Source organism: Clostridium polynesiense, from assembly GCF_000820705.1.
Taxonomy (GTDB): Bacteria; Bacillota; Clostridia; order Clostridiales; family Clostridiaceae; genus Clostridium_AA; species Clostridium_AA polynesiense.
Genome location: NZ_CCXI01000111.1, coordinates 31644 through 48178 on the forward strand (window position 1 = coordinate 31644; position 16535 = coordinate 48178).

The following is a 16535-nucleotide window of genomic DNA, read 5'->3' on the forward strand; positions in this document are numbered from 1 at the left end:
ATTTTGATTATAGCACATAACTAAAACTCCTTGTATCTCCATATATAAAACCCCCCCAAACCATCAGTCTGAGGGAATATAAAACATATTTTAAGGATTTTCTACAAATTGAATCCTTAATCCATTAGGATCCATTATAAAGAAAAACTTCATAGTTGGGTTTGGTTTAAAAGGACCACTCTCAATAGCTATACCTTTTTCCTTTATAAATTTTATCATCTCATCAACGGATTTCACTTCAAAACCCAATGAAATATCCCTGCCTATATTTACATTGTTATTATTCTTATTATATATAAGCTCTACCTTTGTTTCCCCATCTCCTAAAAATGCAATTTCTATATCCGGGCCAGCTTTATATTTTTTATAAACTTTAAGGCCAACTATTTCTTCATAAAACCTTAGTGACTCCTCCATGTTCTTAACGCTTAATGTACTCCAACAAAAATTCATTATACTCCTCCTAAATAATTTAAACCTTTACTTGTTTAAATCTGTACTTGTTAATTTTCGTTTTGCTTTTCCAATAATACTTGTATTGTATCAGAGCTAATATAGTTCGAAATCTCAGTAAGATTATCATTCTTACTTATTTTATCACTATTTTGCAAACATAAATGTTCTAATGTATCTGGATTCAAATAACTCAATAAATACATTATCTCTTCAAATTTCACAATGGTATGACCATACTCTATAGCTAACTTATTAATCATTCCTCTGCTGATTTTATCAGAATGAATTACAAGATCTTCAAAGCTACAATAAATTTCTCTTTCTAAAAGGTGACAGCATAAACCTTTGAAAAGTTTTTATATTAGTAAGCCATTGTATGTGTGCATCCTGTTTTGTATTCTCCAGTATCTTAGGAATAAAAAACTTAGCAACGGTTTCAGGCCTGTCAGCTAGGATGTTGAAGATTTTTTAAAATTGGTCATCTTCTATAACTGAGGACAGCTCCCCTGCAGGGGATTTAGTAATAAATTCAGTAAGCATCATTCCTGGTGACAATCTACCTATTTTTACTGAGGAATTCTTTAATTCTTTCCCAATTCCTTTTGTAAAATAGGTAAGAGCATGCTTTGAAGTACCATACAAAATTGTTTTCTCAATAATCCTATTGTTTGAGCCTAAACCTTCCATATTCCAAACCTGACCATAGCCTTGCTTAAGCATATTTTCTACAGCTACTTTTGAACCATAAATAACACCCTTTATGTTGGTATCCACAACAGAGTCTATATATTCCTCATCAGTATCCCAGATAAATTCATGAGGACAATTCTGTCCAGCATTATTAATCCAAATATCTATGCTGCCCCATTTTTCTATTGATATAGCCCATAAGTTCCTGATATCAGATATATCCTTTACATTACAGGGAACAAAAATAAACTGATTTTCAAATACTCTAACTTCTTCTTCCCTGAAAAAGGAATCAGGTCTTGATCCGGATATAGTAACATTGCACCCTGACTTTAAAAACTCTTTAGCCATAGCAAACCCTAATCCTCGTGTACTGCCAGTAATCACGACATTTTTCATGGTATTCTCCCCCATATAATATCTTTTAACCATATTATTATACCATTTATTACCATGAATGTATAAACTTTTGTGCTCACTTATGATAAAATAGGTGTAGCATTTAAACTTACCTGTGGAGGCTGAATCATGAATATTAAATTGTTAGAAGCTTTTTTAGCTGTTATTGATTATAAAACTATGTCTGCTGCAGCTGATAGTCTTTTCACTACACAACCAAATATATCCTTAATGATTAAGGATTTAGAAGATTACTATTCCACAAAACTATTTAATCGTGTTTCCAAAAAGCTCTATTTAACTCCTGAAGGGATAAAATTAGAAAAATATGCACGAAAGGTAATCTCTGATTTTAAAGAAATGAACAGAGCAATGTTTAACCAAAACAGGATAATCCGTATTGGAAGCAGTGTCACCGTTGGGCAGTATTTATTAAATGATTATCTTAAAAAGCTGAAAGCCTTCATGGAGAATGTACAGTTTGAAGTGATTATTGACAATACAGCAGAAATCGAAAAGCTGATATTGAGCAATAGAATTGATATTGCTATTGTTGAAGGTAAAATCAATTCAAAAAATATAGTTCAGGTTGAGATTTTAAAGGATGAATTAATAGCTGTGATTGGCAGTAATTATCCTCTTAATGATAATATAAAAAAGCTATCAGATTTAGAATTATTACCCTGGATTTCCAGGGAAGAAGGAAGTCATCACAGGAATCAATTTGAGGCCGACATGAGTGAAAGAAGGATTTATCCTCAGGTTGTATTTAGGGCAACAAATTTAGAAACCATAATACAGGCTGTTGAAAACAACTATGGTTTTGCTATAGTTTCTAAAATAGCTGCTGAAGAAGCAATAAAAAAGCAAAGCTTAAAAAAATTAAACTTTGCTGATTATAGCTGTCCACGTTCAATAAGATTTATTTATTATAAAAATCATGATAAAGATCCAATTATATCTCAAACTTTAGATTGCATTAATAATAAATTGTAGTGCAGTACCTACCACACCTGTACCTAAGATTATCTTTATTGCACTTAATTTATATTTTCTAAGAAGGATAAATCCACCTGCAAATAGTCCAAATTCCAGCCATCTAAAATCTCTAAGGACTATATTATTTAAATCAGTATTAAATAATGCAAGAACTAAAATTGAAGCCCCTGCACTGGCAATTAAGGCTACAACTGCGGGTCTAAGAGCTGCTAATACAGTTTGAACTCCCGCAAAATTTTTGTATTTATAGTAAAAATAAGCAAGGCTTAAACAGATTATAAATGCCGGAAGAATACATCCCAGGGTACATACCACTGCCCCTAAAGGACCATATACCCTTTGTCCAACAAAGGTTGCAGAATTGATTGAGATTGGTCCCGGAGTCATTTCAGCAATGGTAATTAAATCTGTAAATTCTGCCATGGTTAATAAATGGTGATTGTTCACTATCTGATCCTGAATCAACGGAATAGCTGCGTACCCGCCGCCAACGCTGAATAAACCTACTTGAATAAAACTAATGAATAGAGTCCATAGAAGTACCATTAATTTTCTCCTTTCTACAGTCCAAAAGCACTTTAAACAATCCAATTCCCAGGCAAGCAAATATAATATATATAGCCCCTAGATTGAAGAAATAAGTGGCTATAAAAGCAGCTGCCATAACAGTGATATAAAGCATATTCTTTGTATTAACTATATTCTTTCCTAAATTAACAACCACATCTAAAATAACTGCAGCCACTCCGGCTCTCATTACCTGTAATGCCACTGCAACTACCTGATTGTTCTTAAATTCATTATAAAAAATTGAAATAAGCGAAATGATAACAAAGGGTGGAATTATCGTACCTAATATAGCAACTATACTTCCTAAAACACCATGGATTCGATATCCTAAAATAACACTTGCATTCACAGGAATAGGACCAGGACTTGATTGTGCAATAGCTGTAATATCCAGCATCTCATCTTCATCCAGCCAATTTAATTCTTCAACAAATTTTTTCTTATATAAAGAAACAATAACAAAGCCACCGCCAAAGGTACATGCACTTAAGGTGAATGTTGAAATGAAAAGTTTCCATAATCTATTTTCTTTCATATGTATCTCTCCTTTACAGGAATAAGTTTATCAACTTATAATCAATATGTGAAATATATATTTATCATGATATCTATAAGACTTTCTTATAGATAATTTAAAACCATAATCACTCCTTCACCTTTCCAAGTAATAGTTCTTCTTTCTCTTATTGGATACTCCATCGTAAAAATATCCCCTAAGCTAAACTTAGAGGATGTAATAATAAAAATAGACTTCCCCTTAAAAGTAAGTCTGTTTAACCATTTAGATATCACCTAATGTCAATTGCTTTAAATCTGCATTTAAGAATTTATAATAGAATTTATTTTTTATCTTTACCAAACATCACATAAACAGAATAAATTATTACACTCATTAAAGTTAAAAATAAAATTATTTAACCTATAATATCATAATTGCTTATACTTTTATCTGTGATAATATTTTTTAAATAAAATGACCATGACCATATGAAAATTATTATAAATGATAAGTAAATCATATTAATGAACTTACTTATTGTATTTATATATTTATAATTAAAATACAAATATGTAAGTTCATTAATAGTATAATTTGCTATGTCCCTATAAGAATAAAATGCACTGAAGTCTACAGAAATTCTTATACTATATACTATATTTATTAGAGTCCAACATATGAGAATAACAAGTTTAACTATTTTCATTCTTTCCTCCAGGTAATTAATTAATGTTGACATAATTATAACTTGTTTTTCATTTTTTAATAAATAAGTCTTTATATAACATATAACCGCCAAAAACCAAGTAAACAGACTATTAGAAAAAGCTCTCGTTGAGGCCTATACTTGGACAATATTTCCAAGTGAAGTTTGGATTTCTGTTAGAAATTAAATGAATTGTCATCTAGATTCGGAAATACTTTTCTTCTTTCTTGAGTCATAAGTCCGAGCTTTTCAAGCTGGAGTACACGCTCTTTATTTAATTCCGTCCATGAACTTTTCTGGCTCTTGGATAATCTCTAAACAAGTTAATTCTTGAATTTTTTCTTCTTAACACCGTCAAGCCATCCAAAACACAGAGCTTCTTCTAAAACATTTAAATACAATAGTGTATTCGATTTTGGAGATATACTTTACAACCACCCAGCAGCATTTTTTCTGGTGTACTAGCTTTGATAAGCTAAATTACTATCTCATTATTATACTTAGAGAAAACGTTAAATAGTGATTAGATTATATCCCAATCAACAAAAAAAAGAGTTAGATTCTCTAACTCTTTAATATTAAGCTATTTACAAATATCCGAAACAGTAATGTAATGATTTTATTCCATCACAAAATGTTGATAACTTTCCCTCTCTTTGATAGTATGTTTATGCATAACTTTGATTTTTGACAAAATGGCTGTGCCTCAAATTTTTAACTCTAAGTCACAGCTCATTTTATAAATATAAATTATTCTTTTACTATTCTCCGAAGTAAACCTTCAGAATTAAAGATCTCAGTTCTTCTTCAGTTGGTTTTACAGGTGTTGAAGGTGTACAAACATCCCCTAATGATTTTTCTACTAATAGATCTATTCTATCTAAAACATCCTTATCGTTAGGAACTACATCCTTCATTGCAGAAGGAATTTCAATTCTCTTCCTTAAATCTAGGATTCCCTGAAGGAGAGAAGGAATTCCTGCATAATGAGCTAATTGCTCATAACGATCCTTAGTAGCCTTATTTCTAGAATTAAATTCTATAACGTAAGGTAGAACAATTGCATTAGCTAGGCCATGGGGGATATTATATTCTGCTCCAAAAGTATGGGCTATACTGTGAACAAGACCTAATGCACAGTTTGAAAAGGCAATACCTCCCATGCAAGAAGCTACAAGCATTTTAGTTCTTGCCTCCATATTACTACCATTTTCGTAACACTCAGCTATATTTTCATAGCCATTAATGAATGAAGCTACAGCCATAGCATCGGAATAAGGATTAGCTAATGGAGTTACATAGGACTCTATCGAATGAGTAATAGCATCCATGCCAGAAGCCGCTGTAAGACTTTTTGGCATTGATACAGTGAATATAGGATCAAGGATAGCAACATCTGGAATCATTCTTCCATTCATACAGCGAATGGAATATTTTTTCTTCTTTATAGGATCCCTGATTAAAGCAGCTCTTGTAGCCTCACTTCCAGTTCCGGCAGAGGTAGGAATACATGCTATTCTAGCTTTTACTTTAAGATTCCTTATTTCATTAGGAGGTAATACATCTTCAATTTGCGTATATTCAGGGTTTTCATAGAAAACCCACATAGCTTTTGCTGCATCCATGGCGGAACCGCCTCCAAACCCTATAATCCAATCTGGGCCAAATTCCTTCATATCCTCAGCACCACGAATAATACTTTGAAAACTGGGCTCAGGTTCTATATCAGTATAAGATCTCCATTGAAATCCAGACTCTTCTAAGACATCCGTAACAATTTTTAGAGAGCCTATATCTTTTAAAATAGTACCGCTCATAACAATATATGCTTTTTTACACTGTGACTGTAAATTCTTCAACCCCTCAATAGCATTTTCGCCACAAAACATTTTTTCACAACCAAGTTTTATAGAATACATTTCTTATCTCCTCACCTTATCTATGGATATACGATACATTTCTTTATAATCATGTTACAAACTTACCTTACAACTAAATTATGATTTAAGGATATACAATACAGTTCTTTATAACCTTTCCTGATGCATGCTCTCTAATGGCAATTTCTAAATCTTGTAGCTTATATTCATTTTGAATAAAATCATCACTTGAGATAACCCCCATTTTAAGAAGTTCTAAAGCAGTCATAACGTGAAGCGGTGTTGTGTGGAAAACTCCTTTTATTGTTATTTGGGAGTAATGTAGCAATGTTGAGTCTACACGAAGAATGCTGTTTGACTTAGTTCCACCAAAAAGTAATACAAAACCTCCTTTACGAGCCATCTTAACACTAGTTTCCCATACATCAATAATGCCGGTAGCTTCAATAACTATATCAGCACCTCTGTTGCCATCAGTAAGTTCTCTTATCACTTGTACACTATTTTCTGTGTCTCCAACATTAACAGTTTTCCATGCCCCAAGTTTTATAGCTAGCTGAAGCCTGCTGTCAACCATATCTGTTACTATCACCTTCGCACCTGATATTACAGCTAGTCTAACAAACATAAGCCCTATAGGTCCTGCTCCATTTACTACTACTGCATCACCAGGATGGATAGGACAATTTTCTATTCCGTAAACAGCACATGAGAAGGGTTCCATCAGAGATGCTGTTTTATGAGAAATAGAATTGTCTAGAAGAAACATATTCTGTTTAACTATTCTTTCAGGAACTTTAACGTATTCTGAATAAGAACCTCTATTAAATAACATATCTTCACACATGGATAGTAATCCCTTTTTACAGAAATAGCATTGGTTACAGGGAGCAGTATTATGAACTGCAACCCTATCTCCTTCTTTAAATCCTTTTACAGCCTTTCCAACAGCAGTTATGACTCCTGAAAATTCGTGTCCGAATGGATGAGGAGGTTTTAGAAGAGGGTAACCTCGCTTGAATATTTTCACATCAGTACCACAGGTAGTAGAAATTTTATTTTTTATTAAAACATCATTAGGACCTATCTCAGGTATAGGGCACTCTTCAATACTAAGATCTTCTTCTTTATATAAAACTGCACGTAACATATCATCACCCTATTTTAATAACAATTCCCATCTTTTTTTTCTTCAGTGGTTTTTGCTGGCTGTCCATAGGACTTAAAACACTCCATAACGTTATCCATTTCCTTATCATCTAAAACAACAGGTGTACCAACAGCCATTCCACGCCATTGCATTTCTGCCACAAATTCCATATTAACCGCTAATCCAAAGGCCTTTTGAAGACTAGGACCACAAGTTACAAGTCCATGATTTGCCAATAATACTGCCTTTCCCTTATCACAGGCGGTAATAACATTATGTGCAAGTTCTGAAGAACCAAAGGTAGCATACTCAGCACAAGGTACTTTAGACACACCAGCCCCTGCAATAACATAGTGAACTGCCTTTAAAGGCTGATTTAAACAAGCAAAGGTAGTACAATATGTAGAATGAGTATGTACAACTGCCCTTGCTTCAGGCTTTTCCTTATAAAATATGCTGTGCAAGCCATGCTCGCTTGATGGTTTTTTAGTGCCGTCTATAATGTTTCCTTCTAAGTCCATAATCACAACATCTTCAGGTTTTGTGTCAAAATATCCTATACCGGAAGGGCTGATAGCCATATAACCGGTTTCTGGATTATACACACTTATATTTCCACTTGTACCCTTACTAAGTCCAGAGGAGCTCATACGTTTTCCATATTCTACAACTTCTATTCTTTCCTTTTCCATTAACATAAATATAACTTCCTTTCTAGTTCAATTTATTTAATTTGTTTAAATTAACTACCATATCACTTTTACCTGTATTCCAAAAATCATTAATGGTTCTAGCTAGTAATAATGGTGACTTCGGCAATGCATCTACAACATTTCCTGCATTATGTGGAGTAAGAGTAATATTATCCAGTGATAACAGGGGATCTCCCAGAGGTAGAGGTTCCTCCCAGAATACATCCAAAGCAGCTCCCCCTATGGTTTTATTTTCTAGGGCGTTAACTAATGCACCTTTATCTAGTACTCCTGCTCTTGAAGTATTTATTAAATAAGCTGTAGGCTTCATTAATTTAATTAAATCTTCATTTACAAAGTTCTTTGTTGCAGGGGTAACCCTTAAATGTAAAGATATAATATCAGAGGATTTAAACACCTCTTCACAGGAAAGCATTTTAACCTTTAATCCTGAACTATCCACCTTTTTCTGATTTACAAAAGGATCATAAGCTATGACTTTCATTCCTATTCCAACACATTTCTCAGCTACTAGTTTTCCTATGTGCCCTAATCCCACTATACCTACGGTCATATCTCTCATTGATGTAGTATAATTATTATTAACATAATCCTTTCTCCAATTGCCAGCCTTTATCGCTGCATGTGCTCTAGCTATATTCCTAGTTTCTGAAAACATAAGTCCAACAGTAAAATCGGAAGTAGCCTCAGCATTGCGAATACAATGGATTACATGTATTTTTTTTAAAGTTGCGGATTCAACATCTATATGTTCCATCCCTCCACGACAAGTGCCAATAAGCTTTAATTGGTTGGCTTTCTCAATTAAATTCTTTGGTACCGGACAGAAATGTGTTAACAATATGTCTGTATCTTCTATTTCCTTATATGCTTCTTCCGGGATTTCTTCTGCTTCAGGTCCATTTTTTTCAATATTAAGAGCTTTTTTTTGAAAGTCCTGCCTACTCTCACTTGTCCAAAAAAGTTGTTTTATAGTAACTTTTTCATTAATTAAAAGTGTTTTCGCCGCTTCAACTAGAAGGTCACAGCTGACAATACGATCGCCTATAACTAATATTTTCATTAAAAATTCTCCTTTAATTGTATGCTTGTTTATTTAATTCTTAAGATACTGTTTGCCGTAACAAACAGTATCTTATTTATATATAATATTTAATTTAATTCGTTACTGCCTGTTCAGAAGTAATTTTCCCTAGTGCTAAGTTTTCTAGGTAATCTTGAACAGATGTTTTATTCTTCTTAAAGAGAACATATAATACAAGATAAACTACTACTACGGCCCCTATTACTAAAGGATTCATTGTTAGGAATGCCATAGTAATAAGTCCTGCTGTACAGTTTGACATAATGAACCCAATAATTAATGTTCCTCCAGCTAAGGCAGTTATAGCAGATTCAAAGCCTGCATTAGCAGCAACCTGGGTAAATAATTCTGCCCAATAGGAAGCCATAAGAATCTTTGCTGTGAATACTATACAGGCCATCACCCAAGACTTCACAATATTTCCATTTGACAGGCAAACAGGGATTTCTACCATATATGGTAACGAAGGAAGAACCATAACTGGGATAACTATATTACCTGGTATTAAGAAAGCTATCAGTACAGCAAAAGGTATAACTAATAATCCAGTAGTTAAAGTAGCCGTTTCTCCATATCCTAAAGCATCATTCACAGATATTATAAACTCTCTATTTTTCCCGTATTTACTTTTCTTGAGTGTCTTTCTTGAATACTCTGTTAAAGCAGTGAATCCAGATGCAAAGATACCCGCTATTTTAGGAAATATAGCCATTACTGCAGCACATGTAATAGTTACATTAGCAATCTGTCCCCAAGCTGTCATAGAAGTTAAATTCGCCATATTACCTACTATACCTAAAATAAGACCAACAATTATTCCTATGTACATCGGTTCTCCTAAAAAGCCTATTTTCTTACGGATAGTATCAGGATTAACCTTTATTTTATCCATACCTAATTTACTTAGCAAAATATTTAACGCAAGATACATAGGTGCATCCCCTATATGGTGAGGTGCCGTCATTGCACAACCAGGGTATTTATAGTAAACAGACCAACGCTTTTGAACTACTTCTGAAATCAAAAGAGTTACTAAGTTTATAAAAAGCATTAATGCAAAGGCCAGCATTAAATTATCCTTGAGTTGGAATAGCATAGACCCCCAGACAATAATAGAATAGTTATTCCATAAATCTGATGGCATAAATATATCAGTCCATTTTATAAGCCATAAAACTATTTGAAAAATTAACCCCACTCCAATAAACATCATCCCTATATCAGTTGAGTATGCAACTGATGCTACGGCTTGCCATCCTATATCAAGCGCAGGAAGATTCAATCCGGTATATTCTATTATTTGTTTAACCAATACTGAAAGTACACTACCAAAAGCACTAGTGATAAAAGTCATGCCTTTTAATCCAACGCCAATTAATACCGCTGAAGCAAAAGCTTTCTTTACTGGAGTTTTAAAACATAAACAAATTAAAAAAATGATTATCGGAACTGTTATATAATTTCCAAAAGTATCAAAAAAAGTTTTTAAAAAATCAAATATTGACATCATATACCCCCAAATAAACTATAGTTTTATAAATTTAAATGCTTTAATATTTCCAATAATTCTTCAGTAAACTCATCCTCGCCAATTCCCACTAAAAATTGTGTAGCATTTAATATTGGTACACCGTAATCCCCTTCTACTGGGCTAGTATAGGCTATTAAGTCGTAATTTCCTGATTGCATTGCAAGAGGTACACCTCCAGGAGCTACTTCTGTTGATTCCAAAGAATACCCATTTTCCTCCAAAACATCTTCTAGTTTCGCTGAAAGCATTGCAGAACTAACAGTACCAGAACCACAAACAGATAAAATTTTTACAGGTCTCATTTGAATTCTCCTTTCAATATTTTTATATTTTAATTCTCTTCTAGAGAGCATAAACAGTTTAATATTTCCTTTTTACTCTTAGAGTCTCGAATTTTCTTCAAAACTTCACCGTCTTTAATTATTTTAGTCATCTTCTTCAACACTTCGATTTGCATATGTGAATCATAAATCACTAAAGGAATAATAATTTCACAGTCTAAAACCTTGTCATCTGTTCCCATCATAGTAAACCCAACGGAATTCTTTGGTAAAATTACCGCTATACCAGGCTTATTTACAAGCTTGTTGTTTGTATGTGGAATAGCTATATTAATCCCTTTACCTGGCAAACCAGTAGGATAAATTTTTTCCCTTTCAACTACAGCATCTCCATACCCTTCCTTTACATATCCGTATTTCTCAAATAAATCCGCTGCTAATCTAATACATTCTTCAGCAGAGGACACGTCAGCTTCTAGAACAATTAAATCTTTATTTAGCAATCCCATATGTTTTCTTCCACACCTTTCTTTTTACTATATATCTTTATAATTAATAACTAATTATTAACAGTACGCTGAATGCTGCAATAAAAACACAGAATACTTTTACAATCCTAAGAGTCTTAATAATTCCAAATCTCTGATACATTATATAGCGAGTAAAGACCAGTGGATATGAATAAACAGATAAAGCGATAAGCAATAATGGTAGATACCTCCATCTCGAATTTATATCAAATCCAATGAAAAATAAATTTATAACAATTAATATAAATAGTAATATATAAAGCTTCATTCTATTCTTACTATCATAATCTATAAATTTTCTGACATTAGATAAACATTCCCCACTGCAGCACAGGAGCTCTTCTCTAGCTTTAGGATTTATGATAAATCTTTTTATATCAGTTTTTTTACCGCAATAAAGACAGGAAACCTTATCTTTACAAATGTCTTTACTCAAAACATCCTCCCCCTTCACAATAAATCTTATTATTCTATTAAACCATCAATAAAACTATATATGGTGTTAATAGCTTCAGCCTCATCTTCTCCTTCAACTTTAAGCGTAATATTTGCTCCCTGGCATATACCTGCAGATAAAAGAGCTATTATGCTTTTAGCGTTGATTTCATCTCCATCACTAATGATATTTACGTTAGATTTAAATTTTGAACATAATTTAACCAACTGATTAGCTGGACGAGAATGAATGCCTGTTTTGTTTTTTATTAATATCTTTTTTTCAATCATAATAATCTCCCTTACTAATGAATTGTTGTCACCACTGTGTACTTTTCATATTTATTCAGTGATAACTATCTCTGTCGATAACTTAATTGTATCTTCTGAATATTCTGCATAAAAGGTTAAATAAATTACTAATTTTCATGAAACAAATTAATTATTTTTAATATAATATAATTTTTCAAAAAAATATGAAGGACTTTAACCCAAGATATGACCACTTTATACATTCTTTAACATCATTAATTGTAATATAATAAAGTTAACTCATTAGTTGCCGTTTTGAAAGGAGATCTGCATGAACAAGAAAGTTTATGAATTATTATTGTTTTTGATTAGTCACAAGGATTCAACATTTCATTTATCTGAACTAGGAGATCTTTTTAATGTAAATGTTCGCACCATAAGAAATTATATATCTATAATAGAAGATTTTTTATTAGACAATAGCTTACAAAATATTTTATTAAAGAACGGCAGCAAAGTATCTTTTATAGGAGGTAGTAGTGAAGTGAATGAAATATTAAAATCAGCTACTATGAGTGACTTTTATGACTATAGACTTTCTTCTGAAGAAAGGCAAACAATTATATCTATTATGCTGTTACTGGCTGATAAACCTATAACAATTTCAGATTTCGAAGATACTCTTTTTGCTAGTAGAAGCACAGTAAAAAAAGATATAGCACTTACCAGTAACCTATTAAATAAATATGGTGTAGTTTTTTCCGAAAGTAAGAGAAAAGGATATACCTTATCTATAAATGAAAGTATCAGAAGAAACGTTCTTTATTACTTCATAAAAGAAAAGAATCGCACCAATAGAATTTCTTTAAATAATAGCTCTGGAAACATATGCCTTAGTTTCATAAAAAATCAGATTAATTATGATTTTTACCACTCTCGAGTTGAAAACGCTCTTTGTATTCTTGAGCATCACTTTCATTTAGAAATGACTGATGTGGATTTTAACGAAATACTAATATTGATTTGTATCACTTGCTATAGATTAGATAAAAGAAAGCACATAGAGGAAACGTATGCAATTGATAATCCCCCTGATAATTTTTTCTGTGAAATAGCTGAATATGCTTTAAAGCTTATTATAGGTGACAGCAACTTTACTACAAGTGATATTCTATATATCGCAGATAAGCTTAGCTATAAGATAACCTATACGGATAATACTCCAGCTAATCAAGAACTCCTGAATTATTATATAATAGTAAAAGGATTTCTTCACAACCTATCTTATGATTATGATGTAAGCATCCATAAAGATTATAAACTTCAGGAGTTCTTAACAGCTCATATAGCTAGAGTCTTCCACAGAATAAAGGAAGGAGATACATTAATTAATCCATATAAAGCTCAGCTTTTAACTGCTTACCCTGAAGACTATAATATACTTAAGAATAATATTTATTACTTAGAGGAGAATCTAAACATAAAGATAAATGAAGATGAAATATCTTATATCTTAATGCACATAGAAGCCTCTCTTGAAAAAATAAGACAAAATCTGATTACGCCTAATGTAATAATAGTTTGTCATGCTGGTTTTGGAACTTCTCACTTTCTAGCAGAAAAGCTATCGAAGCATTTTAAAATACATATACTAGAGATAATTTCTACACATAAGTTAAAGGAATATGCAGAAAAAGAAAGACTGAATTGTGATTTTATAATAAGTACCATTCCCTTAGTGGGTATATCTACTCCGTGGATTCAAGTAAATCCTATCCTATCAGAAGAAGACCTAGTACATGTTAACAGAGTGATATCTGATACTTTCGACAAATTCAAAACAGATACTTCCTTCGAAAGTAAAGAAGTAAGCAATCAATCTATGGTAAATAGGTTTACTCTTGGTAATAATGAAAGTATAAATATGCCCATACATCAATACGGAGATACTCAATTTTCATCTCTTCTAAGCGAAGAAGTAATAATCTTAGATAAAAAGGTAGAAAACTGGAAAGAAGCTATTATTCTTTCTGGAGAACCTCTCCTTTGGAATGATGTTATTACATCCAATTATTTAAGAGCAGTAGTTAATAATGTTTTAGATCGTGGACCTTATTTTGTTTTTACTCCAGGCATCGCCCTCGCTCATGCAGCACCTCAGGATGGAGCAAAACAACTAGGAGCCTCATTTATAAGGTTAAAATCACCAGTAGAGTTTGGACACAAGACTAACGATCCTATAACAATAGTAATAATGCTCTCTGTTACAGATACCAAGAAAAATCTTAATATGCTTTTCACCACTATGGATACACTTTGTAATCCTGAAGCTGTAGAAAGACTCATAAAAGCAAAAACAAAAAAAGAAATTATTGATATCTTTAGATTTTATGAAAACGATTCACTTAGAGTTAAAAATAATTAATAATATAAGTTTAAAGCTGACTCAGAAATAATAATAAAACTCAGGCCATTACAAATACTTCTACTTTATTCTGTTAAATTATTCTATTTTACAAACAAAAAGCACCTCTTTAGTAAAAACTCAGCGGTTTTACTAAAGAGGTGCTTCCTTTTATTATTAGATTATAGTCAATTCCTTTGTCATGGATGTGAGGTTTTCAATACCATCCTCTCCAATATAAATAAGGTCTTCAATCCTGACTCCAAATTTTCCAGGCAGATATATACCTGGCTCTACAGTTATCACATTTCCTGCTTGTATTATTTCCTTTGATCCTTTGGATAGACGTGGGGATTCATGTATTTCCAGACCCACCCCATGTCCAAGACCGTGTCCAAAATACTCACCGTATCCTGATTGTGTAATAATATCGCGGGCAGCCCTGTCCATTTCACTGCCACAACAGCCCTTACCAAGAGCAGCTATAGCCTCACAATTGGCCTTATGTACTACATCATATACCTTTTTCATTTCCTCTGTAGCATAGCCCACTGCAGCTGTCCGTGTAATATCTGAATAATAGCCATTATATATTGCTCCAAAATCAATAAGCAGAAAATCTCCCTTATCTATTCTTCTGCCGGAGGGTAAGGCATGAGGCATAGAAGAGTTAGGTCCTGAGGCCACTACTATGCCAAAAATTCCATTTTCCGATCCATTTTTAAGCAGATTCCAAGTAAGTAATGCTTCTACCTCTTTTTCAGTCATTCCAACTTGAACATCTTTAAATGTCTGGTCAAGGGAATGCTCTGCTATCTGCTGTGAGACTCGTATATACTCTAATTCCCTGGCATCCTTTATAGCTCTCATTGACTCAATCATTCCATTGCTTTCAACTAATTCTGCTTTCCATGTACTTTTTAGGATATTATAATGTTGTGCACTTATACGAAAGTGTTCAATATAAACACTTTTACAATGATATCTTTTCAGAAGCTCACCTATAAACTCATCTTCCATTCCCTGAGGAACTTCATACACACTACATATATTGTCATAAGCTTTCTTACTTAATACCTCAATGTATCTAAAGTCTGTAATACATGCACATTTGCCTTCAGCAGTAATTAAAACAGCTCCGGATGAGGTTTTCAAGCCAGTAATATATCGGCGGTTTTCTGCAGAATGCAGAACTATTGCATCTATGCCAAAGGCTTTCAACTTTGATGCTATTTTTTCAACTTTTTCTATCATATTATCCTGCCTATCAATTATTGAGTCCGCTGCGTACATCTTTTATATAGTTGTAGATTGTAAATACTGATACTCCTAAAAAACGTGCAACAGTTTCAGCAGAACCCTTTACATCAAAAACACCTTTTGCTTCCAATGTAGCAACAAGGCTTAGCTTATCTCCCCGAGACATATGAGGCACTGGCTTATCAGCCTTTTCAATTTCATATTGAATTATATCTTCAACAACATCACTGACTTCCTGAGCAAATACTTCAGGCTTCTGCTCTTTTTCGTCGCCAGTGTTAATCTGGCAGAAATTATCTAAAATCTTTCCAAACGTTTTGAATTCAGTTAAGTCTACATTATAACATAGACAACCAACGATTTTGTCATTTTCCCGTATAAATATAGTTGAAGACTTTAGTTGGCGTCCATCCTTTGTATAGGAAGCATAATTCAGCATATCCTCTGCCTTGTCTCCGTACTTTTTCAAAGCATCAATTACAAGGTTAGTAGATGGAGCACCAATAGGTCTGTTGGTAATATTGCCTACTACAACAGCTACTGAGCTTTGAGTCGTACTCAAATCATGAAGAATAAATTCTGATTTTTCTCCTAAAAGGGAGTGCATAGCCTTCATAACAGGCTTAAATAAGTCTATATACTTCTCGAAATTGTTTTTCTCCATAAAATATACTCCTTAAAAATTCTTATGCTTTT

At 32.8% G+C, this 16535-nt stretch carries 17 protein-coding genes; 2 read left to right on the forward strand and 15 right to left on the reverse strand.

What is annotated here, in order from left to right:
- Positions 1-90 precede the first annotated feature (90 nt).
- Entirely contained in the window at positions 91-453 is a 363-nt protein-coding gene (locus TA89_RS10375) for a VOC family protein (RefSeq protein ID WP_040213204.1), read from the reverse strand.
- Positions 454-924: 471 nt separating this feature from the next.
- A complete protein-coding gene (locus TA89_RS10385) occupies positions 925-1545 on the reverse strand; it encodes an SDR family oxidoreductase (RefSeq protein ID WP_242850117.1) in 621 nt (206 codons plus the stop codon).
- Positions 1546-1674: 129 nt separating this feature from the next.
- On the opposite strand from TA89_RS10385, the gene TA89_RS10390 reads away from it, so the two are divergent.
- Positions 1675-2541: a LysR family transcriptional regulator gene (locus TA89_RS10390; RefSeq protein ID WP_052447436.1), complete on the forward strand. Its 867-nt coding sequence runs from the start codon at positions 1675-1677 to the stop codon at positions 2539-2541.
- Here TA89_RS10390 and TA89_RS10395 read toward each other — a convergent pair.
- The 11 genes from TA89_RS10395 to TA89_RS10450 form a co-directional block, all read right to left on the reverse strand.
- Positions 2515-3090 (reverse strand): chromate transporter, encoded by a 576-nt coding sequence (locus tag TA89_RS10395; RefSeq protein ID WP_040213207.1) that lies wholly within the window; start codon positions 3088-3090, stop codon positions 2515-2517. The two genes, TA89_RS10390 and TA89_RS10395, sit on opposite strands and share 27 nt — an antisense overlap.
- Positions 3062-3649, reverse strand: a complete 588-nt coding sequence (locus tag TA89_RS10400) for a chromate transporter (RefSeq protein WP_040213208.1) — start codon at positions 3647-3649, stop codon at positions 3062-3064. The genes TA89_RS10395 and TA89_RS10400 overlap by 29 nt, the downstream gene beginning before the upstream one ends.
- A gap of 1431 nt (positions 3650-5080) precedes the next feature.
- Positions 5081-6208, reverse strand: a complete 1128-nt coding sequence (locus TA89_RS10410) for an iron-containing alcohol dehydrogenase (protein WP_242850118.1) — start codon at positions 6206-6208, stop codon at positions 5081-5083.
- A gap of 115 nt (positions 6209-6323) precedes the next feature.
- On the reverse strand, positions 6324-7349 hold the full coding sequence (locus tag TA89_RS10415; RefSeq protein ID WP_040213213.1) for an alcohol dehydrogenase catalytic domain-containing protein: 1026 nt from the start codon (positions 7347-7349) through the stop codon (positions 6324-6326).
- Between the two features lie 14 nt (positions 7350-7363).
- Positions 7364-8047 (reverse strand): L-fuculose-phosphate aldolase, encoded by a 684-nt coding sequence (locus TA89_RS10420; protein WP_040213214.1) that lies wholly within the window; start codon positions 8045-8047, stop codon positions 7364-7366.
- A 16-nt stretch (positions 8048-8063) separates the two neighbouring features.
- Complete coding sequence (locus TA89_RS10425) at positions 8064-9125, reverse strand: 2-hydroxyacid dehydrogenase (protein WP_040213215.1); 1062 nt, start codon at positions 9123-9125, stop codon at positions 8064-8066.
- Between the two features lie 94 nt (positions 9126-9219).
- Entirely contained in the window at positions 9220-10653 is a 1434-nt protein-coding gene (locus tag TA89_RS10430; RefSeq protein WP_040213216.1) for a PTS transporter subunit IIC, read from the reverse strand.
- A 26-nt stretch (positions 10654-10679) separates the two neighbouring features.
- The gene (locus TA89_RS10435; protein WP_040213217.1) at positions 10680-10979 is read right to left on the reverse strand and encodes a PTS sugar transporter subunit IIB; all 300 of its coding nucleotides are present in this window, start codon (positions 10977-10979) and stop codon (positions 10680-10682) included.
- Between the two features lie 29 nt (positions 10980-11008).
- The gene (locus TA89_RS10440) at positions 11009-11467 is read right to left on the reverse strand and encodes a PTS sugar transporter subunit IIA (RefSeq protein WP_040213218.1); all 459 of its coding nucleotides are present in this window, start codon (positions 11465-11467) and stop codon (positions 11009-11011) included.
- A gap of 43 nt (positions 11468-11510) precedes the next feature.
- On the reverse strand, positions 11511-11924 hold the full coding sequence (locus TA89_RS10445) for a hypothetical protein (RefSeq protein ID WP_040213219.1): 414 nt from the start codon (positions 11922-11924) through the stop codon (positions 11511-11513).
- A 29-nt stretch (positions 11925-11953) separates the two neighbouring features.
- Positions 11954-12214, reverse strand: coding sequence for an HPr family phosphocarrier protein (locus tag TA89_RS10450; RefSeq protein WP_040213221.1), 261 nt, complete (start codon positions 12212-12214; stop codon positions 11954-11956).
- 292 nt (positions 12215-12506) lie between these two features.
- On the opposite strand from TA89_RS10450, the gene TA89_RS10455 reads away from it, so the two are divergent.
- Positions 12507-14600 (forward strand): BglG family transcription antiterminator, encoded by a 2094-nt coding sequence (locus tag TA89_RS10455; protein WP_040213224.1) that lies wholly within the window; start codon positions 12507-12509, stop codon positions 14598-14600.
- Between the two features lie 156 nt (positions 14601-14756).
- Here the strand turns inward: TA89_RS10455 and TA89_RS10460 are convergent, their stop codons facing one another.
- Together TA89_RS10460 and TA89_RS10465 are read right to left on the reverse strand one after the other, a co-directional pair.
- A complete protein-coding gene (locus tag TA89_RS10460) occupies positions 14757-15833 on the reverse strand; it encodes a M24 family metallopeptidase (protein WP_187119290.1) in 1077 nt (358 codons plus the stop codon).
- Between the two features lie 13 nt (positions 15834-15846).
- Positions 15847-16503, reverse strand: coding sequence for a helix-turn-helix transcriptional regulator (locus tag TA89_RS10465; RefSeq protein ID WP_052447438.1), 657 nt, complete (start codon positions 16501-16503; stop codon positions 15847-15849).
- Positions 16504-16535 lie beyond the last annotated feature (32 nt).

Coding starts and splice junctions, on each gene's coding strand:
- TA89_RS10375 (WP_040213204.1), bottom strand. CDS start 453: ATGAATTTTTGTTGGAGTACATTAAGCGTTAAGAACATGGAGGAGTCA.
- TA89_RS10385 (WP_242850117.1), bottom strand. CDS start 1,545: ATGAAAAATGTCGTGATTACTGGCAGTACACGAGGATTAGGGTTTGCT.
- TA89_RS10390 (WP_052447436.1), top strand. CDS start 1,675: ATGAATATTAAATTGTTAGAAGCTTTTTTAGCTGTTATTGATTATAAA.
- TA89_RS10395 (WP_040213207.1), bottom strand. CDS start 3,090: ATGGTACTTCTATGGACTCTATTCATTAGTTTTATTCAAGTAGGTTTA.
- TA89_RS10400 (WP_040213208.1), bottom strand. CDS start 3,649: ATGAAAGAAAATAGATTATGGAAACTTTTCATTTCAACATTCACCTTA.
- TA89_RS10410 (WP_242850118.1), bottom strand. CDS start 6,208: ATGTTTTGTGGCGAAAATGCTATTGAGGGGTTGAAGAATTTACAGTCA.
- TA89_RS10415 (WP_040213213.1), bottom strand. CDS start 7,349: ATGTTACGTGCAGTTTTATATAAAGAAGAAGATCTTAGTATTGAAGAG.
- TA89_RS10420 (WP_040213214.1), bottom strand. CDS start 8,047: ATGTTAATGGAAAAGGAAAGAATAGAAGTTGTAGAATATGGAAAACGT.
- TA89_RS10425 (WP_040213215.1), bottom strand. CDS start 9,125: ATGAAAATATTAGTTATAGGCGATCGTATTGTCAGCTGTGACCTTCTA.
- TA89_RS10430 (WP_040213216.1), bottom strand. CDS start 10,653: ATGTCAATATTTGATTTTTTAAAAACTTTTTTTGATACTTTTGGAAAT.
- TA89_RS10435 (WP_040213217.1), bottom strand. CDS start 10,979: ATGAGACCTGTAAAAATTTTATCTGTTTGTGGTTCTGGTACTGTTAGT.
- TA89_RS10440 (WP_040213218.1), bottom strand. CDS start 11,467: ATGGGATTGCTAAATAAAGATTTAATTGTTCTAGAAGCTGACGTGTCC.
- TA89_RS10450 (WP_040213221.1), bottom strand. CDS start 12,214: ATGATTGAAAAAAAGATATTAATAAAAAACAAAACAGGCATTCATTCT.
- TA89_RS10455 (WP_040213224.1), top strand. CDS start 12,507: ATGAACAAGAAAGTTTATGAATTATTATTGTTTTTGATTAGTCACAAG.
- TA89_RS10460 (WP_187119290.1), bottom strand. CDS start 15,833: ATGATAGAAAAAGTTGAAAAAATAGCATCAAAGTTGAAAGCCTTTGGC.
- TA89_RS10465 (WP_052447438.1), bottom strand. CDS start 16,503: ATGGAGAAAAACAATTTCGAGAAGTATATAGACTTATTTAAGCCTGTT.